This is a genomic window from Streptomyces sp. NPDC093984 (assembly GCF_044764595.1).
GTDB classification, from domain to species: Bacteria; Actinomycetota; Actinomycetes; order Streptomycetales; family Streptomycetaceae; genus Streptomyces; species Streptomyces cynarae.
In genome coordinates this window covers 624,324-645,331 of record NZ_JBIWIM010000003.1, presented here as the reverse complement: position 1 = coordinate 645,331, position 21,008 = coordinate 624,324, and the positions used below count along the sequence as shown (strand labels likewise).

21 protein-coding genes are annotated in these 21,008 nt (G+C 70.6%); 8 read left to right on the top strand and 13 right to left on the bottom strand.

Annotation, left to right across the window (positions count from 1 at the left end; genetic code table 11):
- Positions 1 to 8: 8 nt before the first annotated feature.
- On the bottom strand, positions 9 to 893 hold the full coding sequence (locus tag ACIRC0_RS15125) for an SGNH/GDSL hydrolase family protein (RefSeq protein ID WP_403616063.1): 885 nt from the start codon (positions 891 to 893) through the stop codon (positions 9 to 11).
- Between the two features lie 203 nt (positions 894 to 1,096).
- Between ACIRC0_RS15125 and ACIRC0_RS15120 the strand changes: the two genes are divergently transcribed.
- Complete coding sequence (locus ACIRC0_RS15120; RefSeq protein WP_263229724.1) at positions 1,097 to 1,591, top strand: DUF3145 domain-containing protein; 495 nt, start codon at positions 1,097 to 1,099, stop codon at positions 1,589 to 1,591.
- A gap of 73 nt (positions 1,592 to 1,664) precedes the next feature.
- On the opposite strand, the gene fabF is transcribed toward ACIRC0_RS15120, so the two are convergent.
- The 5 genes from fabF to fasR form a co-directional block, all read right to left on the bottom strand.
- The gene (gene fabF, locus ACIRC0_RS15115) at positions 1,665 to 2,936 is read right to left on the bottom strand and encodes a beta-ketoacyl-ACP synthase II (protein ID WP_403616060.1); all 1,272 of its coding nucleotides are present in this window, start codon (positions 2,934 to 2,936) and stop codon (positions 1,665 to 1,667) included.
- A gap of 120 nt (positions 2,937 to 3,056) precedes the next feature.
- The gene (locus tag ACIRC0_RS15110; RefSeq protein WP_043440034.1) at positions 3,057 to 3,305 is read right to left on the bottom strand and encodes an acyl carrier protein; all 249 of its coding nucleotides are present in this window, start codon (positions 3,303 to 3,305) and stop codon (positions 3,057 to 3,059) included.
- Between the two features lie 103 nt (positions 3,306 to 3,408).
- Entirely contained in the window at positions 3,409 to 4,440 is a 1,032-nt protein-coding gene (locus tag ACIRC0_RS15105; RefSeq protein ID WP_403616057.1) for a ketoacyl-ACP synthase III, read from the bottom strand.
- Between the two features lie 16 nt (positions 4,441 to 4,456).
- Entirely contained in the window at positions 4,457 to 5,371 is a 915-nt protein-coding gene (locus tag ACIRC0_RS15100; protein WP_403616055.1) for an ACP S-malonyltransferase, read from the bottom strand.
- 89 nt (positions 5,372 to 5,460) lie between these two features.
- Entirely contained in the window at positions 5,461 to 6,666 is a 1,206-nt protein-coding gene (fasR, locus tag ACIRC0_RS15095) for a fatty acid biosynthesis transcriptional regulator FasR (protein WP_403616053.1), read from the bottom strand.
- An 81-nt stretch (positions 6,667 to 6,747) separates the two neighbouring features.
- On the opposite strand from fasR, the gene ACIRC0_RS15090 reads away from it, so the two are divergent.
- Positions 6,748 to 7,404, top strand: coding sequence for a pirin family protein (locus tag ACIRC0_RS15090; RefSeq protein ID WP_403616050.1), 657 nt, complete (start codon positions 6,748 to 6,750; stop codon positions 7,402 to 7,404).
- Between the two features lie 45 nt (positions 7,405 to 7,449).
- Complete coding sequence (locus tag ACIRC0_RS15085; protein ID WP_403616048.1) at positions 7,450 to 7,941, top strand: hypothetical protein; 492 nt, start codon at positions 7,450 to 7,452, stop codon at positions 7,939 to 7,941.
- Here the strand turns inward: ACIRC0_RS15085 and ACIRC0_RS15080 are convergent.
- Positions 7,907 to 8,728 carry a serine hydrolase domain-containing protein gene (locus ACIRC0_RS15080; RefSeq protein ID WP_403616045.1) on the bottom strand — a complete coding sequence of 274 codons (822 nt, stop codon included), beginning with the start codon at positions 8,726 to 8,728 and terminating at the stop codon, positions 7,907 to 7,909. The two genes, ACIRC0_RS15085 and ACIRC0_RS15080, sit on opposite strands and share 35 nt — an antisense overlap.
- Before the next feature lie 18 nt (positions 8,729 to 8,746).
- Complete coding sequence (locus ACIRC0_RS15075; protein ID WP_403616043.1) at positions 8,747 to 9,244, bottom strand: GNAT family N-acetyltransferase; 498 nt, start codon at positions 9,242 to 9,244, stop codon at positions 8,747 to 8,749.
- A 96-nt stretch (positions 9,245 to 9,340) separates the two neighbouring features.
- Here ACIRC0_RS15075 and ACIRC0_RS15070 point away from each other — a divergent pair, with 96 nt between their 5' ends.
- Complete coding sequence (locus ACIRC0_RS15070) at positions 9,341 to 9,817, top strand: MerR family transcriptional regulator (protein ID WP_403616041.1); 477 nt, start codon at positions 9,341 to 9,343, stop codon at positions 9,815 to 9,817.
- Positions 9,814 to 10,830, top strand: coding sequence for an aldo/keto reductase (locus ACIRC0_RS15065; protein ID WP_403616039.1), 1,017 nt, complete (start codon positions 9,814 to 9,816; stop codon positions 10,828 to 10,830). The genes ACIRC0_RS15070 and ACIRC0_RS15065 overlap by 4 nt, the downstream gene beginning before the upstream one ends.
- Positions 10,831 to 10,853: 23 nt before the next feature.
- Here the strand turns inward: ACIRC0_RS15065 and ACIRC0_RS15060 are convergent, their stop codons facing one another.
- From ACIRC0_RS15060 to ACIRC0_RS15050, 3 genes are all read right to left on the bottom strand, one after another.
- The gene (locus ACIRC0_RS15060; RefSeq protein ID WP_403616037.1) at positions 10,854 to 11,702 is read right to left on the bottom strand and encodes a DUF4429 domain-containing protein; all 849 of its coding nucleotides are present in this window, start codon (positions 11,700 to 11,702) and stop codon (positions 10,854 to 10,856) included.
- A 65-nt stretch (positions 11,703 to 11,767) separates the two neighbouring features.
- On the bottom strand, positions 11,768 to 12,985 hold the full coding sequence (locus tag ACIRC0_RS15055; RefSeq protein WP_403616035.1) for an alpha/beta hydrolase: 1,218 nt from the start codon (positions 12,983 to 12,985) through the stop codon (positions 11,768 to 11,770).
- 258 nt (positions 12,986 to 13,243) lie between these two features.
- Positions 13,244 to 13,885 (bottom strand): TetR family transcriptional regulator, encoded by a 642-nt coding sequence (locus ACIRC0_RS15050; RefSeq protein WP_403616033.1) that lies wholly within the window; start codon positions 13,883 to 13,885, stop codon positions 13,244 to 13,246.
- A gap of 112 nt (positions 13,886 to 13,997) precedes the next feature.
- Here ACIRC0_RS15050 and ACIRC0_RS15045 point away from each other — a divergent pair, with 112 nt between their 5' ends.
- Together ACIRC0_RS15045 and ACIRC0_RS15040 are read left to right on the top strand one after the other, a co-directional pair.
- The gene (locus ACIRC0_RS15045) at positions 13,998 to 15,614 is read left to right on the top strand and encodes an MFS transporter (protein ID WP_403616030.1); all 1,617 of its coding nucleotides are present in this window, start codon (positions 13,998 to 14,000) and stop codon (positions 15,612 to 15,614) included.
- 193 nt (positions 15,615 to 15,807) lie between these two features.
- Positions 15,808 to 16,104 (top strand): small hydrophobic protein, encoded by a 297-nt coding sequence (locus ACIRC0_RS15040; protein WP_403616028.1) that lies wholly within the window; start codon positions 15,808 to 15,810, stop codon positions 16,102 to 16,104.
- Positions 16,105 to 16,319: 215 nt separating this feature from the next.
- Here ACIRC0_RS15040 and ACIRC0_RS15035 read toward each other — a convergent pair whose 3' ends face one another.
- Positions 16,320 to 17,063: a potassium channel family protein gene (locus ACIRC0_RS15035; RefSeq protein WP_403616026.1), complete on the bottom strand. Its 744-nt coding sequence runs from the start codon at positions 17,061 to 17,063 to the stop codon at positions 16,320 to 16,322.
- Between the two features lie 113 nt (positions 17,064 to 17,176).
- Positions 17,177 to 19,924: a pyruvate dehydrogenase (acetyl-transferring), homodimeric type gene (aceE, locus tag ACIRC0_RS15030; RefSeq protein WP_403616023.1), complete on the bottom strand. Its 2,748-nt coding sequence runs from the start codon at positions 19,922 to 19,924 to the stop codon at positions 17,177 to 17,179.
- A 426-nt stretch (positions 19,925 to 20,350) separates the two neighbouring features.
- Here aceE and ACIRC0_RS15025 point away from each other — a divergent pair, with 426 nt between their 5' ends.
- Entirely contained in the window at positions 20,351 to 20,788 is a 438-nt protein-coding gene (locus tag ACIRC0_RS15025) for a DUF3052 domain-containing protein (protein WP_200417185.1), read from the top strand.
- Positions 20,789 to 21,008: the final 220 nt, after the last annotated feature.

Sequence of the window (21,008 nt, the reverse complement as noted above, 5' to 3'; positions counted from 1 at the left end):
GGGAAACCCTAGGTCACGGGATCCTCGGCGGTGACGGCACGGTAGGCGATCTCGGCGAGTCGTGCCTGACCGTTCCTGCTCGGGTGGAACCAGTCCCAGGGGCTCAACTGCGCGGGCCCGAAGCGGTAGTCGAAGACCGCGTTGCCGTCGAAGCGGCACCGCCGGTCCTTCGCGCACACCTCCTTCAGGGCCCGGTTGTACTCCTCCACCCGCGACTGCACGGTGGCGCGCCGCTGGGTGGACGCGGCGTCCAGCGCGTCCGCGTTGCCCAGCATCGACGGGCAGATTCCCAGCTTCCACACCTGCTTGCCCAGCGCGCTGGTGCGGCCCTCGGACCACAGCCGCATCAGGTTCGGCACGCTGGAGACGTACACCTGTGCCTTGGGCAGCGACCGGCGCAGGACGGCCATCGCGTCCTCGAACTGCTCGCGGAAGTCGCCGACCGGGGTCATCGCCGAGGTGGAGGAGCGGCAGGCGTCGTTGGCCCCGACCATCACCGTCACCAGCTCCGGCCTGCGCTGCACCGCCTGCGCGACCTGCCCGGCCAGGTCGGCCATCCGCGCCCCGGTCACCGCGTAGTTCCAGCTGCGCTCCGCCGCCCCGGTCGCCCCGAGCAGCCGTACGGCCAGGCTGTCGACGGCGGTGTCGGTGCCCGTCGCCCACGACACCTGGGGGCAGTCGGACAGCACCGTGCAGGCGTCGAAGCCGCGCGTGATGGAGTCGCCGACGGCGGCGATCGAGTCGGGGGAGCGGTTCCAGACCGGCTTCGGGGACGGCCGCGACGACGGCGCGGTGCCCCGCCCGCCGCCCGAGGCGTCGCATCCGGCGAGCCCCAGGACGACCGCGGCCGCGACCGCGGCGACGGCCCTGAAGCGGTGGCTTCGGTTCCGCATCCCTGGTCCCCTCGTTCGGCAGCGCTTCGAACACGCTGGGTCAGGCCCGCGTCCCCTTGGGTGAAACCGCGGCATTCACGGGCAACGGGACCGACGGTACGTCACACTCCTCGGCCCGCCGCACGGTAGCCTCGCCCCGTGGCCGCCCTTGCCACACCCGTTCCGTAAAGTTACAAGATGTGGCGCTCTGCCCGGAGGTTCAGGTGACGACACGTGGAGTCCTGTACGTGCACTCCGCCCCCCGCGCACTGTGCCCGCACGTCGAGTGGGCCGTCGCGGGCGTGCTGGGCACCCGCGTCAACCTCGACTGGATCCGGCAGCCCGCCGCCCCCGGCACCTGGAGATCGGAGTTCTCCTGGCAGGGCGAGGCCGGCACCGCCTCCAAGCTCGCCTCCGCGCTGCGCGGCTGGCAGCTGCTGCGCTTCGAGGTCACCGCGGAACCGTGCCCGACCGCCGAGGGCGAGCGCTACAGCTGCACCCCCGACCTGGGCATCTTCCACGCGGTCACCGGCATCCACGGCGACATCCTGATCCCCGAGGACCGGCTGCGCGCGGCCCTCATCCGCTCCCAGCGCGGTGAGAGCGACCTGGAGGCGGAACTGGCCCGGCTCCTGGGCAAGCCGTGGGACGACGAACTGGAACCGTTCCGGTACGCGGGCGAGGGAGCGCCGGTGCGCTGGCTGCACCAGGTCGTCTGAAGACCTCCGCACACGACGTGAGGGGCCCCCACCAGCCGGTGGGGGCCCCTCACGTGTAGTTAGGGGGTGCTGATCAGACCGTTCGGAACGCCAGCACCACGTTGTGGCCGCCGAACCCGAACGAGTCGTTCAGCGCGGCGATCCGGCCCTCGGCCCGCAGCTTCCGGGCCTCCCCGCGGACGACGTCCGCGTTGGCCTCGGCCTCCGGGTCGATGTTCTGCACGTTGATCGTCGGCGGCGCCACCCGGTTGTACAGCGCGAGCACGGTCGCCACCGACTCCACGCCGCCCGCACCACCGAGAAGGTGACCGGTCATCGACTTGGTCGCGGAGACCGCGATGTGGTCCGCGTGGTCCCCGAACACCTTCCGCAGCGCCTTCAGTTCGGCGATGTCACCGGCCGGCGTCGAGGTGGCGTGCGCGTTGACGTGCACGATCTCCGCCGGGTCGAGACCGCTGTTGTCCAGCAGGTTGTGCAGGGCGTGCGAGATGCCGCGGCCCTCGGGCTCGGGCTGCACGATGTCGTGGCTGTCGGCGGAGATGCCCTGGCCGACCGCCTCCGCGTAGACGCGGGCGCCGCGCTTGGCGGCGTGCTCGGCGGACTCCAGGACCAGGACGCCCGCGCCCTCACCGAGGACGAAGCCGTCACGGTCGACGTCGTAGGGACGCGAGGCGCCCTGCGGGTCGTCGTTGTTCTTGGACATCGCCATCATGTTGCCGAACGCGGCGATGGGCAGCGGGTGGATCGCCGCCTCCGTACCGCCGGCGACGACCACGTCGGCGCGGCCGGTGCGGATCATCTCGATGGCGTAGCCGATGGCCTCCGCGCCCGAAGCGCAGGCGGAGACCGGGGTGTGCACACCGGCGCGGGCGCCGACGGCCAGACCCACGTTCGCGGACGGGCCGTTCGGCATCAGCATGGGCACGGTGTGCGGGGAGACACGGCGGACGCCCTTCTCCTTCAGCACGTCGTACTGGTCGAGGAGGGTCGTCACACCACCGATGCCGGAGGCGATGACCGCGCCGAGCCGGTCGGGGTCGACGCTTGCGTCCTCGCCCGCCTTGGCGGTGAAACCGGCGTCCGCCCAGGCCTCCTTGGCCGCGATCAGCGCGAACTGCGCCGAACGGTCCAGACGGCGGGCCTGGGGCCGCGGGATGACCTCGGACGGCTCCACGGCGATCTGCGCGGCGATGCGGACCGCCTGCTCGGCGGCCCACTCCTGCTCCAGGGGTCCGACACCGGACTTGCCGGCGATCAGGCCCTCCCAGGTAGAGGCCGCGTCGCCACCCAGCGGTGTGGTTGCGCCGATACCGGTGACGACCACGGTGCGATTGGTCGAGCTCACGGGAATTCTTTCTCCAACGGATACGAGGATTCAGCGGCGCCACCGCCGGGTGGCGGGGCAACGGCCCGGCGGCCGGACCATCGGCCCGGCGCCTGGCTGTCAGCCCAGGTGATCGGTCGATCAGGCCTGGTGCTTGAGGATGTACTCGGCGGCGTCACCGACCGTCTTGAGGTTCTTGACGTCGTCGTCGGGGATCTTGACGTCGAAACGCTCCTCGGCGGCGACGACGACCTCGACCATGGACAGCGAGTCGACGTCCAGGTCGTCGGTGAAGGACTTGTCCAGCTGGACGTCCTCGGTGGGGATCCCGGCGATCTCGTTCACGATCTCGGCGAGACCGGCGACGATCTCTTCCTGAGTGGCGGCCATGTCAGGCGCTCCTTCGTAGATATCAATCAGGGTGTGGCGCCCGCCGCGTCAGCGGCAGGTGGTGCAGTTCCCGCACCGGACCGCATGATCCGGCACGGAGTGCCTAGGGGAGGGTAACGACCGTGGCGGCGTAGACGAGACCCGCCCCGAAGCCGATGACGAGCGCGGTGTCGCCGCTCTTCGCCTCGCCGGTCGCCAGGAGCCGCTCCATCGCGAGCGGGATCGAGGCGGCCGAGGTGTTGCCGGTGGTGCGGATGTCACGGGCGACCGTGACATGCTCCGGCAGCTTGAGAGTCTTCACCATCGAGTCGATGATCCGCACGTTGGCCTGGTGCGGGATGAAGACGTCCAGGTCGTCCGGGGTGATCCCGGCCGCGTCCAGCGCCTGCTGGGCGACCTTCGCCATCTCGAACACGGCCCAGCGGAACACCGCCTGGCCCTCCTGCGTGATCGCGGGGAACTTGACGTTGCCCTCGCTGTCCACCGGGAGCTGGGAGACGTCGCCGAGCCGGAAGGCGTTCCACGGCACCGTCTGCTTGATGGTCTCGGACTTGTCGCCCTCCGAACCCCACACGGTCGGGCCGATGTGCGGCTCCTCGGAGGGACCCACGACGACCGCGCCGGCACCGTCGCCGAACAGGAAGGCGGTGGCCCGGTCCTCCAGGTCCGTCAGGTCCGACAGCCGCTCCACGCCGATGACGAGGACGTACTCGGCGGAACCTTCCACCACCATGCCCTTGGCGAGCGTGAGGCCGTAGCCGAAGCCCGCGCAGCCCGCCGAGATGTCGAAGGCGGCGGCCTTGTTCGTGCCGAGCTTGTCGGCGATCTCGGTGGCGACGGCCGGGGTCTGGCTGAAGTGGGAGACGGTGGAGACGACGACCGCGCCGATCTGGTCGGCGGCGATCCCCGCGTCGGCGATCGCCTTGCCGGCCGCCTCGATCGACATCGCGGCGACGGTCTCCTCGTCGTTCGCCCAGTGCCGGGTCTCGATGCCGGAGCGGGAGCGGATCCACTCGTCGGAGGAGTCGATCTTCTCCAGGATCACCTCGTTCGGCACCACCCGGACCGGACGGTACCCGCCGACGCCGAGGATGCGCGCGTAGGGGGCGCCTTTGCGTGCCTTGATCTTCGACATGCTCTCGCTCTCCTGATCAGGCGCTGTGCTCGGCGATGAGTTCGCGAGCCGCGTCGAGGTCGTCGGGGGTCTTCAGGGCGAGGGTCTTGACACCCGGCAGCGCGCGCTTGGCGATGCCGGTGAGGGTGCCGCCGGGGCACACCTCGATCAGCGCGGTCGCGCCCAGCTTCTCGAAGGTCTCCATGCACAGGTCCCAGCGGACCGGGTTGGCGACCTGGCCGACCAGGCGCTTGAGCACCTCGGCACCGGTCTCGACGGTCTGCCCGTCCTTGTTGGAGACGTACGTGACCCGCGGGTCGGCGGGCGTCAGCGCCTCGGCGGCGTGCGCGAGGGCGTCGACCGCGGGGGCCATGTGGTGGGTGTGGAAGGCGCCGGCCACCTTCAGCGGAACGACCCGGCGCACACCCTCCGGCTTGTCCGCCTCCAGGGCGGCGAGCTGCTCCAGGGTGCCGGCGGCCACGATCTGCCCGGCGCCGTTCACGTTCGCCGGGGTGAGGCCCAGCTTGTCCAGGTGCGGGATCGTCGTCTCGGGGTCGCCTCCGAGCAGGGCCGACATGCCGGTGGGCGTGATCGCGGCGGCGTCCGCCATGGCCAGGCCCCGCTTGCGGACCAGGGTCAGCGCGGCCGTGTCGCCGAGGACACCCGCGAAGGCCGCCGCGGTGATCTCGCCGACGCTGTGCCCGGCGACGGCGCCGGGCGTGATGTCACCGAGTGCCGCGGCGGACAGCAGCCCGGCGGCCACCAGCAGGGGCTGGGCCACGGCGGTGTCCCGGATGGCGTCGGCGTCGGCCCGCGTTCCGTAGTGGACGAGGTCCAGTCCGATGGCCTCCGACCAGGCGCCGACGCGGTCGGCGGCGCCGGGGAGGTCGAGCCAGGAGGTCAGGAAGCCGGGCGTCTGGGCGCCCTGGCCGGGAGCGACGAGTACGAGCACTCTCACACTCTCTCTTGGGGACGGCCGGGGCCGCCCGTGGGGACAAGGACGAAGAACCGCAGGGGGTTTTGTGGGCCCCCGACAAAAGACTAGGTCTGGGGATCACCCTCGGCCAGACGCCCCAGGATCAGTGCGATCCGCAACGTGAACGCGGAGCGTACATCAGAGGGTGACCAACCGGTGACGTCAGTCACACGTCGGAGCCGGTAGCGAACGGTGTTCGGGTGAACGAAGAGCATGCGCGCGGCGCCCTCGAGACTGGACGCCTGCTCCAGATACACGCTGAGCGTTTCCAGCAGCGCCGAGCCCGCTTCTTCCAGCGGTCTGTAGATCTCCTCCACCAGTTGCTCGCGCGCACCCGGATCGCCTGCGATCGCGCGCTCCGGCAGCAGATCGTCCGCCAGGACCGGGCGCGGTGCGTCCTGCCAGGCAGAACACGCCTTCAGGCCCGCGGCGGCGGCCTGCGCGGACCGGGTCGCGGCGAGCAGATCGGGCACGATCGGCCCGGCGACGACCGGCCCGGCGGCGAACGGCCCGATCAGCGACTTGGCGACGGCGAGCGGATTGTCACTGCCGCCGGCGATGACCACGAGCCGGTCCCCGAGCACCCCGGTGAGGACCTGCAACTTGGCGTGCCGGGCTGCCCGTCGGATGGCCTCCACCGTCAACTCGCTGTCACCGTCGGGCGCCGTGCCGAGCACCACGCACACATGTTCAGGCGAGTTCCAGCCAAGTGCGGCGGCCCGGCTGACGGCCCCCTCGTCGGCCTCCCCGCTGAGCACGGCGTTCACGACGAGCGACTCGAGCCGTGCGTCCCAGGCGCCGCGGGCCTCGGCGGCCTGGGCGTAGACCTGCGCGGTGGCGAAGGCGATCTCCCGCGCGTACACGAGGAGCGCCTCGCGCAGCACGGACTCGTCGCCGGGAGCGGCCACCTCGTCGATGGCCGACTCCATGACCTCGATGGTCGTGCGCACCATCTCCACGGTCTGCCGCAGGGTGATCGCCCTGGTCAGCTCGCGAGGCGCGGTCCCGAACACATCGGTGGAGATGGCCTGCGGGGCGTCCGGGTGCCGGAACCACTCGGTGAACGCGGCGATGCCCGCCTGAGCCACCAGCCCGATCCAGGAACGGTTCTCCGGAGGCATCGCCCGGTACCACGGCAGCGTCTCGTCCATGCGCGCGATGGCCTGCGCGGCGAGGCTTCCGGACGATTTCTCCAGCCGCTTCAGGGTCGCGGCGTGCGGATGGATGGAATGCGCTGCGGGCTCGGTGAGGCGGGCTTCGGGTTCGGGCACGGGGACAAGACTGCCTTATCGGGACGGGACCGTGTGGCGGGGGTCCCTGAGCGAGGGAGGTACGGGGCTACGGTGGGGGCTGTGATGGACGTACGGCGCGCCGGCGAGCGCTACCGCGGAGGGGACCCGGCGGCCGGGATCGAGTCCCTGCACGCCTTCAGCTTCGGCCCGCACTACGACCCGGACAATCTCCGTTTCGGCGCGGTGATCGCCTGCAACGAGGAGCGGCTCGCACCGGGCGCCGGCTTCGACGAGCACCCGCACAGCCACACGGAGATCGTCACATGGGTGGTGGAGGGCGAACTGACCCACCGCGACTCCACGGGCCACACGTCGGTGATCCGCCCCGGCGACGTCCAGCGCCTCAGCGCGGGGGCAGGCGTCCGCCACGTCGAACGCAACGACGGCGAGACCCCCCTGGTCTTCGTCCAGATGTGGCTGTCACCCCTGGCCCCCGGCGGCGACCCGGTCTACGAGGTCGTCCACGGCATCGCCGACTCCACCCCGTACGCGGTCCCGGAGGCGGGCGCGATGCTCCATGTACGGCGCCTGGGCGCGGGGGAGCGGACGGCGATCCCGGACGCCCCGTACGTGTACGTGCACGTGGTGCGCGGCGAAGTGCTGCTGGAGGGGCACGAGTTGGGCCCGGGGGACGCGGTGCGGATCACGGACGCCAAGGACCTGGAGGCGGTCGCGGCGACGCGGGCGGAACTTCTGGTGTGGGAAACGACTCCCTAGGAGTGCAATGCCTCCGCATGCGCGCCCAGGGAAGGTGACCGACTCGTGCTCGTCCTGCTGGCACTGCCCGCCCTGTTGGCGAGCCCCGTCTGGCTCATGGCCGTCGTCCTCAAGCTGCTCTCGGCCGCCCTCCCCGGACGCCGCCCGGACTGGGCCGTGGACCTGCTGCGCTGGTGCGCCGTCATGGCGGCGGTGGCGGCAGTGGGCCTCTACCTGATCGGGCTGGGGGCGGTCGACCTGGCGGCGCACGAATCCGAGTCCGGCACGGACTCGGCCCCCTCCCCCTCGTGCCGTGACGTCCCGCCGGACGTCCGCCACCATCTCGCCGGATACCGGCCGTCCTACGTGCCGCTGGGCTTCGACTGCGTCCTGGACGACGGCACGACGTTTTCGAGCAGCGCCCTGTACACCTGGTTGAACGGACTCGTGGCCGCGTTCGGCCTGGGCGCCGCCGCGCTGATGGTGGCGTGGGGCTTCGCGACCGAGCGCCGGGCCCGAGCGGTCAGCCCCGCACCTCAGCCAGCACCGCGTCCGTGAACGGCGTCCACGCCTCGATCGCCCACGGCCCGAACGCCCGGTCCGTGAGGGCCACGCACGCCACCCCCGCGTCCGGGTCGATCCACAGGAACGTCCCCGACTGCCCGAAGTGCCCGAAGGTCCTCGGCGAGGAGGAACTCCCCGTCCAGTGCGGCGACTTCGAGTCGCGGATTTCGAATCCCAGCCCCCAGTCGTTCGGGTTCTGGTGCCCGTACCCGGGCAACACCCCCTTCGTCCCGGGGTACTGCACCGTCATCGCCTCGGCCACCGTCCGTACATCCAGCAGCCGCGGCGCCTGCACCTCCGCCGCGAACCGCGCGAGGTCCGCGACGGTCGAGACGCCGTCCTTCGCCGGGGAGCCGTCGAGGGTCGTGGACGTCATGCCGAGCGGCTCCAGGACCGCCTGCCGGGCGTACTCGGCGAACGGGATGTCCGTCGCCTTGGCCACGTGGTCGCCCAGCGCCTCGAACCCGGCGTTCGAGTAGAGCCGCCGCTCCCCGGGCGCGGAGGTCACCCGGTGTTCGTCGAACGCCAGCCCGGAGGTGTGCGCGAGCAGATGGCGCACCGTCGCGCCGGACGGCCCGGCGGGCTCGTCCAGCTCGATCGCCCCCTCCTCGTACGCGACGAGCACCGCGTACGCGGCGAGCGGCTTGGTCACCGAGGCCAGCGGGAAGCGGTGGTCGACCGGACCGTGCGTACCGAGGACGGTGCCGTCCGCGCGGACGAGGGCCGCGGCGGCGGTGGGGACGGGCCAGTTCTCGATCAGTGCCAGGCTCTGCAGGGACATGCCCCGAGCCTAAGCGGCTCACAGCTGCAACCGCATCGAGGGGTCCGGCTTGCGCACGAAGCCCAGCGACGCGTACAGCGGCTCCGCCTCGGCGGACGCGTTCAGGTCGACCTGAGGGACGCCCTGCTCCCGGAACCAGCCCAGCAGCTCCTCCATGCAGGCGCGGGCGTAGCCGCGGCGACGCACGTCCGGATCGGTGGCGACGCTGAAGACGTGCCCCACCCGCCCGCGCGGATTGCCGGCCCGCCCGATCCGGTACTCGATCGTCCCGGCCACCAGCGCCGCCAGCGCCCCCGGCCGCTCCGGATGGTCCACGACGAACGCCGCGAAGCCGCCGTCCGGATCGGCGAGCCGGCCGCGCAGGGTCGGCAGGGACTCCTCGTGCCACTTCGTGGACGAGGTGGAGGAGGTGGCGGAGTCGGAGGAGTCGGAGGAGAAGACCGAATCGATCATCACCTGGCGCAGGCGCAGCACTTCGTCGGCGTCCTCGGGCACGGCCCGGCGTACGAGACTCATGTCCCGCACGCTAGTCACAGCCCGCCGTTCGGGTCTCGCCATTTTCATTACATTCCGCTTGCTTGGAGTGCACTCGAAGGCCCTAGCGTGGAGGCCATGACGGTGATCGAGACCTTGGCCGAGGCGGCCGAAAACGGGACCGACATCTGCGGCGTACCGCCCGGGCGGCACCCCCGCCCGGATGGGCAGGACAGTTACACGATCAGCGAGGTCGTCGCCTTCACCGGGCTGACGGCGCACACCCTGCGCTGGTACGAGCGGATCGGGTTGATGCCCAACGTGGACCGCTCGCACACCGGCCAGCGCCGTTACTGCAACGCCGACCTGGACTGGCTCGACCTCGTCGGCAAGCTCCGGCTCACCGGCATGCCCGTCGCCGACATGGTGCGCTACGCCGAGCTGGTCCGCGCCGGAGACCACACGTACGCCGAGCGCTACGAGCTCCTGGAGGCGACCCGCCGGGACGTGCTCGCCCGGATCGCGGAGCTCCAGGACACGCTCGCGGTGCTGAACCGAAAGATCGATTTCTACGCGGACGCCGGGCGCGCCCTGGCGTCGGAGAGGCCCCGATGACGGACAGCAGGATCGCGCAGGTGCGGCTCGGAGACGACGGCCCCGAGGTGGGTGTGCAGGGCCTCGGCTGCATGGGCATGAGCTTCGCGTACGGCCCCGCGGACGCCGAGGAGTCGCGGGCCGCGCTGGAGCGGGCGCTGGAGCTGGGCGTCACGCTCTACGACACGGCGGACATGTACGGCGCGGGGGAGAACGAGAGGTTCCTGTCGCCGTTCTTCAAGGCGCACCGGGACGAGGTCGTCATCGCCACCAAGTTCGCGATCTCCACCTCGCCCGACGACCCGTTCAAGCGGATCATCCGCAACGACCCGCCCTACATCCGTAGTTGCGTCGAGGCGAGCCTGAAGCGCCTGGACGTCGACGTGATCGACCTCTACTACATGCACCGCCGGGACGTGAACGTGCCGATCGAGGAGTCCGTCGGCACGATGGCGGAGCTGGTGCGCGAGGGCAAGGTCAAGCACCTCGGGCTGAGCGAGGTCACCGCCGACGAACTCCGGGCGGCCCAGGCCGTCCACCCGATCGCCGCGGTGCAGTCGGAGTGGTCGCTGTTCAGCCGGGACATCGAGGCGCAGGTGGTGCCGGCCGCCAAGGAGCTGGGCGTGGCCCTGGTGCCGTACTCGCCGCTCGGCCGGGGCTTCCTCACGGGCTCCTTCTCGAACGCGGAGACGGACCTCACGGACCAGGACTTCCGCCGTACGATGCCCCGCTTCACGGGCGAGAACGCGGCCGCCAACGTGGCGCTCCTCGAACCGATCCGGTCCGTCGCGAAGGCCCACGGCGCCTCCCCGGCGCAGATCGCGCTGGCCTGGGTGCAGCAGCAGGCCACGGTGCGCGGCCTCGCGGTGGTCCCGATCCCGGGCACGACCAAGCGCTCGCGGGTGGAGGAGAACGTGACGGCGACGCGGATCGTCCTGACGCAGGAGGAACTGTCCCTGCTGGAGCCGATCGCGGCCAAGGTGGCGGGCGACCGCTACGCGGACATGAGCTTCACGTCGGCGGGGCGGGAGTAGGCGCTCACCGAACCCGGCGGAGCTCAGAGCTCCGCCAGCAACTCCGCCTTCTTCACGGAGAACTCCTCGTCCGTGACGAGCCCCGCCTCATGCAGCTCCCCGAGGTGGCGAATCCGCTCGGCGATGTCCGCCGGGTCCCGTCGAGGGGCGGGCACCGCGACCGGTGCGGTGCCCGCGGCGCGCACCGCGGCCAGCACCGCCGCGGCGAACGGCAACGACTCGTGAACGGGGCCGTAGCCGAGCCCGAAAACGACGGCCGCGGGGTCCTGATCGGGCTGAGCAGACTGCAAGCCGCCGTCTCGGCGCAGCAACCGCAGGTACCCGTCGAACACCTCGGGCGACCGCCACTCAACCCCGCTGAGGCCGGTGATCGGGAAACTCTGGTCGCCGGCCTTCCACTTGGCCGAGGACGCGCCCGTCCGGAACCAGCGGAAGGACACCGCCTTGCCGTCGAAGGACGCCTTCCCGTCGTATGCCTTGAACTGCAGCGGCGCCTCGGGCGGTGCGACCAGGAACCGCTCGGCCGGAGTGTCGTCCCCGCTGATACGGGCGCGCAGCTCGTGCGCGTAGGACTCGGCCAGGGTCTCGCGGTCGGCGGGCAGGACCAGCCGGTAGGGGTCGGAGGTCTCCTTGAGCTGTCCGTCCGCCACCTCCATCAGCGGGTCGGCGCCGGGTCTCGGCACCGCGTGCAGGACCACGGTCCCGCGTCTGCCCGGGCCCAGTGCGACCCCCGCGATCGCCTCAAGGGGGATACGGCGCTGCCCGAGCGCCTGGAACAGCTTCGGTGTGCGGATCCCCCGTTCGAAGCGGATGAGCACGGAGTCGGACTCGAACTCCCAGACGGCATGAAATCCGGCCAGTACGTCACCCATGCGGCTCATCGTATGCGGCACGCGCTCCTCCGTCGCTCCCCGAGCAGACCGCAATTCCTGGTCTTCTACGCGCGTCCGACCGGCGCCGTGCCGGGCAGATCCGCCCGGCACGCGTCATCGTCGTGTGCGCAGTGCACCGCGTCGTACGCGCCGACGCCGATCGCGGCGAAGTTGCGCAGGCTCTCGGTGCCCGGCGCGAAGTAGCCGGCGTGCCCCTCCGCCCCCTGTGCGGACAGCACCCTCGCGCCGAAGCCGCGGGAGACCGGGTCGGCGCCGTGGCCGAGGCCCCCGACCTCCAGGTACGGCACGTCCTGGATCCAGTCGTCGGCGTCCCGCATGGCCCACACCCGTGCGGTCGTGTGCAGCCCGGTGGCCGACTCCGTGCGCATGCCGGGGCTGCCCGCCACCGTTATGTCGGACACCCGTGCGGGAAGCGTGCGCGCGGCGATCCCGCACAGCACCGAGCCGTAGCTGTGGCAGTACAGCTGGACGGACGAGCGGCCGGGCAGGGCGCGCAGCAGCGCGTTCAGCCGGACGGCGCCCTGCCCGGCGCGCATCGCGGTCGCCGCCTCCATGCCGAGGCCGCTGGGCGAGGTGTAGTCGGCCCAGGCGATCACGGCCGTACGGGTGCCGGGGCTCGCCGCACGCTCCGCCGCGTACAGCGACTGGGCCATGCCGACCGGGGCCGAGTACTTGCGGACGGTGCGCTGGAAGGTGAGCAGGTCGGTGTCGACGCCGGGCACGACGACCGAGACCCGCCGGGCGGAGTCCAGGTCGCCGAAGACCTCCGCGATGCGGCCCGAACCGTCCGGGTCGAAGGCGAGGATCTGCCGGCCCTTCTGCATCAGCGCCTCGAAGCGGTGCATGAGGCGGCCCGCCTCCTGCTGGCCCACCGACGACAGCCGGTCGTCGTGCATCCGGGCGCGCTCGACCCTCCGCTGCTGGTCGAGCGCGATGCGGTTGGCCTCGTAACGCAGGCCCACCGGCGCCCCGTTCATGTTGCCGACCGCGAGCGGGTAACGGTGGGCGAGCCGGGAGCGCTGGTGGGCGCCGATCGAGGAGAAGAAGCGGGCGAGGTGGGCCGGGGAGCCACCGGGGTCCGGCAGCCTGTGCCCGGCGATCGTGCCGTGCTCCCACGCAGAACGCGACGCCTCGAGGGGTGTCGCGCCACGGTGGCTGCGCACGGCGGTCCAGCCGGTCGTCGCGAGCATCACGAAGACCACGGCCACCGCGAGCAGTGCGCGCCAGACGTTGAGTTGCGGGGAGGTGTCGAAGGAAGTCACTGGGAGGACACACTAGGAGAACGAGAGGGTCTCGCGTTAACCGAGTGACGCGTCTCACGTTTCTGATATGTCAATTAGGGCAAAACGGGTAGGCCTTGCGTTCGATCGTCACGCTAAGTCGATGAGGTGCACGTCACTTGACACACGCTGTCACGGAGAGGTCACCCGCCCGGTCGCCGCCGCCCTCGGGCGCGCCCGGAATTCACTTGACGCCCACGGGGCCGACACGCAATCAGTTCCTGCGGAATGCGTGCGTCGTCACTCGGTGCGCCACTTGTCCGCCAACGCGGGACGGAGCGCGTCGAGATACGAGGCCGTCAGCTCGCGGATCGCGTCCACGCTGGTGTCGCCGCCCGCGCACCACAGGCGTTCCGTGACCCGGATCACCCCGCCGAACACGGCCACCGCGACACGCGGCCGCGGGTCCGAGTCCACGTCGAGTCCCTCACGCTCGGCGACGATCCGGGCGATCTCCTCCTCCAGCTCCGCCGAGCGGCGCAGATGGGTGGCGAACAGGGAGGGCGTCGACTCGATCAACCGGTAGGTGCGCATGTGGAGTTCCACCGGGACGATCCGCTCGATGGCCTCGCCGATGCCGTCCCAGCCCTCCAGCACCGCCTGCCGCAGCGCCTCCAAGGGGGCCTCGTCGAGCGGCCGTCCGCGCAGGAGGGCGACGAAGTGCTCCTCCGCCACGGACTGGGCGAAGAAGACGACGTCCTCCTTGCCGGCGAAGTACCGGAAGAAGGTGCGCTGCGAGACGTCCACGGCCTCGGCGATGTCGTCGACGGTCGTCTCCTCGTACCCCCGGGTGGTGAACAGCTCCAGGGCGGCACGCAACAACGCGTCCCGGGTGCGCTGCTTCTTGCGCTCACGCAGACCCGGCCGCGACGCCGTTTCCATGAGTCCTCATTCCGTTCATCTGCCCCGTTCACACTATCCGGGAGCGGCGTGACAGTTACCGACTTGTGAATCGGTTTGTCTATTGTCAGTGGCTGTCACTAGCCTCGAACACATGACTAGTCAGACCATCGACACGACAGGGCCGGGGGACAAGGCGCCGACAGCCCCGTCGGACCCCGCGCCGGGCAGGGGGCTGCGCGGGCACCCGTGGTTCACCCTGATCACCGTTGCCGTGGGGGTCATGATGGTGGCCCTGGACGGCACCATCGTGGCCATCGCCAACCCGGCCATCCAGAAGGACCTGGGCGCCAGCTTCGCCGATGTCCAGTGGATCACCAACGGCTACTTCCTCGCCCTCGCGGTCTCCCTGATCACCGCGGGCAAGCTCGGCGACCGCTTCGGTCACCGGCAGACCTTCCTCATCGGCGTGACCGGCTTCGCCGCCGCGTCGGGGGCCATCGGCCTGTCGCACAGCATCGCAGCGGTCGTCACCTTCCGCGTCTTCCAGGGCCTGTTCGGCGCGCTGCTGATGCCGGCCGCGCTCGGCCTGCTGCGGGCCACCTTCCCGGCCGAGAAGCTGAACATGGCGATCGGCATCTGGGGCATGGTCATCGGCGCCTCCACCGCGGGCGGCCCGATCCTCGGCGGCGTCCTCGTCGAGCACGTCAACTGGCAGTCGGTGTTCTTCATCAACGTTCCGGTCGGCGCCCTCGCCCTGGTCCTGGGTCTGCTGATCCTGACCGACCACCGCGCCGAGAACGCGCCGCGCTCCTTCGACGTCCTCGGCATCGCGTTGCTGTCCGGCGCCATGTTCTGCCTGGTCTGGGCACTGATCAAGGCCCCGACGTGGGGCTGGGGCGACGGGAAGACCTGGCTGTTCATCGGAGCGTCCGTGCTGGGCTTCGCCCTCTTCTCCGTCTGGGAGACGAGGGTGAAGGAGCCGCTGATCCCGCTGTCGCTGTTCCGCTCGGTGCCGCTGTCCGCGGGTGTCGTCCTGATGGTCCTGATGGCGATCGCCTTCATGGGCGGCCTGTTCTTCGTCACCTTCTACCTGCAGAACGTGCACGGGATGAGCCCGATCGACGCCGGCCTGCACCTCCTGCCGCTCACCGGCATGATGATCGTCGGCTCCCCGCTCGCGGGCGCGCTGATCACCAAGCTGGGCCCGCGCATCCCGCTCGCCGGCGGCATGGCCGCCACCGCCGTCGCCATGTACGGCATGTCCACGCTCGAGGCGGGCACGGGCAGCGCCACGATGTCGCTGTGGTTCGCCCTCCTGGGCCTCGGTCTGGCGCCCGTGATGGTCGGTGCCACCGAGGTCATCGTCGGCAACGCGGCCATGGAGCTGTCCGGTGTGGCCGGCGGTCTCCAGCAGGCCGCCATGCAGATCGGCGGCAGCCTCGGTACCGCGGTGCTGGGCGCCGTGATGGCCTCCAAGGTGGACCACGACCTGCCCGGCAACTGGAAGGACGCGGGGCTCCCGCCGATCGGCCGGGCCCAGCTGGACCAGGCCTCCGAGGCGGTGCAGGTCGGTGTCGCCCCGGTGCCGAAGGGCACGCCGGAGGCGTTCGCCGCGAAGATCACCTCCGTCGCGCACGACACGTTCATCTCCGGGATGAGCCTCGCCTCCCTCGTCGCGGCCGGGGTCGCGGCCGTGGCCGTACTGGTCGCGCTGCTCACCAAGCGCGGGGAGAACGCGGAGGCGGGCGCGGGCGCCGCGCACATCTGACGCCTCCAGAGGGCAAGTTCGCTCATCAGGGTGAAGGCGCTCAAGATCCCTCCCGCCGGGCGCGCACCGCGGGTCACAGTGGGTCACGTCCTGCGGTGCGCTGCTGGAGGGGGGCAGCGCATCGGCAGGACTGAAACGCGAAACGGGGGTACCCGCACATCAGCCCGAACCGACGGCTGAGTTCAGGGAGTTGATGATGGCGGGCTTCGGACACGGCACGCGCAGGTACCCCCGCTCACGGAGCCGGATGTGGTCCCGGAGCGGGCCGGATCGCGCGACGCTCGGGATCGTCGGAGTCATCTGTGCGATCGCGGGCTTCTTCGCCCTCGGCATCATCCTGGGCCCGGTCGCGGTCATCTGCGGCTGGCTGGCCATGGGCCGCACCTGGACGGGAAGCCGTTCGGTGCCGGCCCTGGTGGCCGTGGTCCTGGGAGCGATCGACACGCTCCTGGCGATCGTGTGGCTGGCGGGCGGGACACCGGGGTTTTGACGCAGCTGCGGGCAGTCGTGCCTCCCCCAGAGCCTTGACGGCCTGGGAGGTACCCCCAGGGGCGATGGGGGTCCCCCCTGCTCGAGCGAAGCCGAGAGCTTGGGGGAGGGTGGGCGCAGGGGCTCCCCCCTGCTCGAAGAGCTTGGGGGAGGCACCTCGCACCGTCGAGTGGCGGGCCAACCCGCGGCCGGCCCCGGCACCGGGCACGCTCCGGGCTAACCCCGCTGCCCCTCCCGCTCCCGCACCAGCGAAGCGACCTCCGCGCGAAGCGCCCGCACCTCCTCCGTCAACGCCTCGATCGCCGCGGTCTGCCGCCGCTCCTCCACGTCGTCCTTCTCGAAGCGGGCGATGAACCACGCGGCGATGTTCGCGGTCACCACACCCAGCAGGGCTATCCCCGACAGCATCAGCCCGACCGCGATCATCCGCCCCAGCCCGGTGGTCGGCGCGTGATCCCCGTACCCCACGGTCGTCATCGTCGTGAACGACCACCACACCGCGTCGCCCAGCGTCCTGATGTTCCCGCGCGGCGACTCCCGCTCCACCGACAGCACGGCCAGCGACCCGAACATCAGCAGCCCGATCACCGCTCCGCCGACATACGTCGTCAGCCGGATCTGCGAGGCCATCCGAGCCCGCCGCCCGACGAGTATCAGCGTGGCCACCATCCGCAGCAGTCTGAGCGGCTGCAGCATCGGCAGGATCACCGCGCACAGGTCCAGCCAGTGCGTCCGTACGAACTCACGCCGCTGCCCGGACAGCGCCAGCCGCACCAGGTAGTCGGCGGCGAACGCGGCCCACACCGCCCACTCCACCACCGCGCAGGCGGTAGCCAGCGCCCGGCTCGCCCCGCTGTCCACGATCGGCACCGCGTACGCGACGCCGAACAGGACGGCCAGCGCCAGCAGGGGGCGCTGGGTGTGGTACTCCCAACGGGCCTGCGCCGACTGCTCCTTCATGCCCGCATCGTAAAGAACGTAAAGACATATGACGACGAAGGGCGGCGGGAGCCGGGTCCCGCCGCCCTTCGACCACTACCGTGGCTACCGCTCAAGCCGAGCGCAGCGTGACGTCACGCGTCGCCGCCCGCCGCGCCCGGGTCCGCCGCCGTCACGTCCAGCAGCTGGTACCGGTCGATGGCCTGCTTCAGCACCGAGCGGTCGACCTTCCCCTCCTTCGCCAGCTCCGCGAGCACCGCCACGACGACGGACTGCGCGTCGATGTGGAAGAAGCGGCGCGCCGCACCGCGCGTGTCGGCGAAGCCGAAGCCGTCCGCGCCCAGCGACTGGTACGTGCCCGGCACCCAGCGCGCGATCTGGTCCGGCACCGACCGCATCCAGTCGGACACCGCCACGAACGGACCTTCCGCACCGCTGAGCTTCCGCGTCACGTACGGGACGCGCTGCTCCTCCTCCGGGTGGAGCAGGTTGTGCTCCTCGCACGCCACCGCGTCGCGCCGCAGCTCGTTCCAGGAGGTCGCCGACCAGACGTCGGCCTTCACGTTCCACTCCTCGGCGAGGAGCCTCTGCGCCTCGATCGCCCAGGGCAGAGCGACGCCCGAGGCCATGATCTGCGCCGGGACGCTGCCCGCCGCGCCCTCGCTGAAGCGGTAGATGCCCTTGAGGATGCCCTCGACGTCCACGTTCGCCGGCTCGGCCGGGTGCTGGATCGGCTCGTTGTAGACGGTGAGGTAGTAGAAGACGTCCTCGCCGTGCGGGTGCTCGGGCGAGGAGCCGTACATCCGGCGCAGACCGTCCTGCACGATGTAGGCGATCTCGTAGGAGAACGCCGGGTCGTAGGCCACGCACGCCGGGTTGGTGGAGGCGAGCAGCTGCGAGTGGCCGTCCGCGTGCTGCAGGCCCTCACCGGTCAGCGTCGTACGGCCGGCGGTCGCGCCGAGGACGAAACCACGCGCCAGCTGGTCGGCCATCTGCCAGAACTGGTCGCCGGTGCGCTGGAAACCGAACATCGAGTAGAAGACGTACACCGGGATGAGCGGCTCGCCGTGCGTGGCGTACGCCGAGCCCGCCGCGATCAGCGACGCCGTGCAGCCCGCCTCGGAGATGCCGTCGTGCAGCATCTGCCCGGTCGGCGACTCCTTGTACGCGAGCAGCAGGTCCCGGTCCACGGCCTCGTACTGCTGGCCGAGCGGGTTGTAGATCTTCGCGCTCGGGAAGAACGAGTCCATGCCGAAGGTGCGGTACTCGTCGGGCGCGATCAGCACGAACCGCCTGCCGAGCTCCTTGTCCCGCATGAGGTCCTTCAGCAGCCGGACGAACGCCATGGTCGTGGCGATGGACTGCTGACCGGAGCCCTTCTTCACGGTCGCGTACGTCTTGTCGTCCGGCAGCGCCAGCGGCTTCGACCGCACGACACGCGTCGGGACGTACCCGCCGCACGCCTTGCGCATGTCGTGCATGTACTGGATCTCCTCCGACTCCCGGCCCGGGTGGTAGTACGGCGGCGGGCCGGACTCCAGCTCCTTGTCGGAGATCGGCAGGTGCAGGCGGTCCCGGAAGTGCTTGAGGTCGGTGACCGTCAGCTTCTTCATCTGGTGGGTGGCGTTGCGGCCCTCGAAGTTCGGACCCAGCGTCCAGCCCTTGATCGTCTTGGCCAGGATCACCGTCGGCTGGCCCTTGTGGGCCTTGGCCGCGGAGAAGGCTGCGAAGATCTTGCGGTGGTCGTGACCGCCGCGGCCCAGGTGGAGGATCTGGTCGTCGGTCATGTTCTCGACCATCGCGCGCAGCCGCAGGTCGTCGCCGAAGAAGTGCTCGCGGATGTACGCGCCGGACTCGGTGGCATACGTCTGGAACTGGCCGTCGGGCGTCGTGTTCATCTTGTTGACCAGCACGCCGTCCCGGTCCTGGGCCAGCAGCGGGTCCCAGGAGCGGTCCCAGATGAGCTTGATCACGTTCCAGCCGGCGCCCCGGAAGACCGACTCCAGCTCCTGGATGATCTTGCCGTTGCCGCGCACCGGGCCGTCCAGGCGCTGCAGGTTGCAGTTGACGACGAAGGTCAGGTTGTCCAGGCCCTCGCGGGCGGCGATCGTCAGCTGTCCGAGCGACTCGGGCTCGTCCATCTCGCCGTCACCCAGGAACGCCCACACGTGCGACTTGGAGGTGTCGGCGATGCCGCGCGCCTCCATGTAGCGGTTCATCCGCGCCTGGTAGATCGCGCCGATCGGGCCGAGGCCCATGGAGACCGTCGGGAACTCCCAGAAGTCCGGCATCGAGCGCGGGTGCGGGTAGCTGGAGAGGCCGTACGGGGACTTGGACTTCTCCTGGCGGAAGCCGTCCAGGTGCTGCTCGGTGAGCCGGTCCAGCAGGTACGCGCGGGCGTAGATGCCCGGGGAGGCGTGCCCCTGGAAGAAGACCTGGTCGCCGCCGTCGCCCTCGTCCTTGCCGCGGAAGAAGTGGTTGAAGCCCACGTCGTACAGCGAGGCGGAGGAGGCGAAGGTGGCGATGTGGCCGCCGACGCCGATGCCGGGGCGCTGGGCGCGGGAGACCATGACGGCGGCGTTCCACCGGGTGGCGTTGAGGATCTTGCGCTCGATCTCCTCGTTGCCGGGGAAGAACGGCTCGTCCTTGGTCGCGATGGTGTTGACGTAGTCCGTGCTGCGCATCTCGGGCACGGCCACGCGCCGCTCACGGGCCCGCTCGATCAGACGGAGCATCAGGTAGCGGGCCCGCTCACGGCCGCGCTGGTCCACGGCGGCGTCGAGCGAGTCGAGCCACTCCTGGGTTTCTTCGGGATCGAAGTCAGGAACCTGACTCGGAAGGCCGCCAATGATGATCGGATTGCGATCGGATCCGGAAGCCACGCTGTTCCTTACCTGTCAGAGGGCCACTTTTTCCTGTGCCTGCACCGGTCCCCATCGTGTACCTCGGGGAAGCGAAACGTCATCTCTACCCTGAGGTAACCACGGCGGCGGACCGGATGTTCAGGGGCGGGCCCGATCAAAACGCAACGATACGCCCAGGCCGTGACGCGCCCCGCAAAGTCATTCGGGACTCGTACCCGTGGATGATTCCGGAATGCGCAAACCGGGCAGAACGGTGTGGTGTAGGTCACCTCGCGGCGCGATACCGTGCCTGGAGTTGCGGCGACACGGCCAGGATCGTCACCGTTTCGGCGGTCTGAACCGCCGGGTACTTGCGCGATCCGTCCCGCCCGTGTGGACTACGGCCAATGCTTCGCGTACGCGCGTGGCTGAGATACTCACCAAGACATGATCAGGAGGCAACCCGTGAGCGCGACCGCGGACCACGCGGAGGAGCGGACGAACCCTGCCGTCAGGCTGGGGTTCCAGCCCGAGCAGGTGGTCCAGGAGATCGGCTACGACGACGATGTCGACCAGGAGCTTCGCGAGGCCATCGAGGAAGTTGTCGGCAGCGAGCTCGTGGACGAGGACTACGACGACGTTGCCGATGCCGTGGTGCTGTGGTTCCGCGACGAGGACGGCGACCTGACGGACGCGCTGGTGGATGCCACCACGTACGTCGAAGAAGGCGGCTCGATCCTGCTCCTCACGCCGAAGACCGGCCGAACGGGCTATGTGGAGCCCAGTGACATCTCGGAAGCCGCGACGACGGCGGGCCTGTCGGCGTCCAAGAGCGTCAGTGTGGGCAAGGACTGGAGCGGCTCGCGTCTGGTGACGCCGAAGGCCGCGAAGTCCAAGCGGTGACGCTCCGCTGGGGGGCCGTGCTCTGAGCGGTGCCCCCGTCTGGGTGGCCGCAGCCGGGGGCTGCGCCCCCAGACCCCCATCGGCCTGAAAGGCCTCGTCCGCAATCTCCCCCAAGCTCTTCGAGCAGGGGGCACCCCCAGGACGGGCTGGTTTCGCCCAGCCCGTCCGTGAGCGTGCCCTGGTCGCTGCGTAGGGTGGTCCTGCCTCAACCGTCCCGTCG

What these genes read in the sequence shown, in the direction of transcription:
- ACIRC0_RS15125 (WP_403616063.1), bottom strand. Translation starts at nt 893, where the DNA reads ATGCGGAACCGAAGCCACCGCTTCAGGGCCGTCGCCGCGGTCGCGGCC.
- ACIRC0_RS15110 (WP_043440034.1), bottom strand. Translation starts at nt 3,305, where the DNA reads ATGGCCGCCACTCAGGAAGAGATCGTCGCCGGTCTCGCCGAGATCGTG.
- ACIRC0_RS15105 (WP_403616057.1), bottom strand. Translation starts at nt 4,440, where the DNA reads ATGTCGAAGATCAAGGCACGCAAAGGCGCCCCCTACGCGCGCATCCTC.
- ACIRC0_RS15080 (WP_403616045.1), bottom strand. Translation starts at nt 8,728, where the DNA reads ATGTCCCTGCAGAGCCTGGCACTGATCGAGAACTGGCCCGTCCCCACC.
- ACIRC0_RS15075 (WP_403616043.1), bottom strand. Translation starts at nt 9,244, where the DNA reads ATGAGTCTCGTACGCCGGGCCGTGCCCGAGGACGCCGACGAAGTGCTG.
- ACIRC0_RS15070 (WP_403616041.1), top strand. Translation starts at nt 9,341, where the DNA reads ATGACGGTGATCGAGACCTTGGCCGAGGCGGCCGAAAACGGGACCGAC.
- ACIRC0_RS15065 (WP_403616039.1), top strand. Translation starts at nt 9,814, where the DNA reads ATGACGGACAGCAGGATCGCGCAGGTGCGGCTCGGAGACGACGGCCCC.
- ACIRC0_RS15060 (WP_403616037.1), bottom strand. Translation starts at nt 11,702, where the DNA reads ATGGGTGACGTACTGGCCGGATTTCATGCCGTCTGGGAGTTCGAGTCC.
- ACIRC0_RS15050 (WP_403616033.1), bottom strand. Translation starts at nt 13,885, where the DNA reads ATGGAAACGGCGTCGCGGCCGGGTCTGCGTGAGCGCAAGAAGCAGCGC.
- ACIRC0_RS15045 (WP_403616030.1), top strand. Translation starts at nt 13,998, where the DNA reads ATGACTAGTCAGACCATCGACACGACAGGGCCGGGGGACAAGGCGCCG.
- ACIRC0_RS15040 (WP_403616028.1), top strand. Translation starts at nt 15,808, where the DNA reads ATGATGGCGGGCTTCGGACACGGCACGCGCAGGTACCCCCGCTCACGG.
- ACIRC0_RS15035 (WP_403616026.1), bottom strand. Translation starts at nt 17,063, where the DNA reads ATGAAGGAGCAGTCGGCGCAGGCCCGTTGGGAGTACCACACCCAGCGC.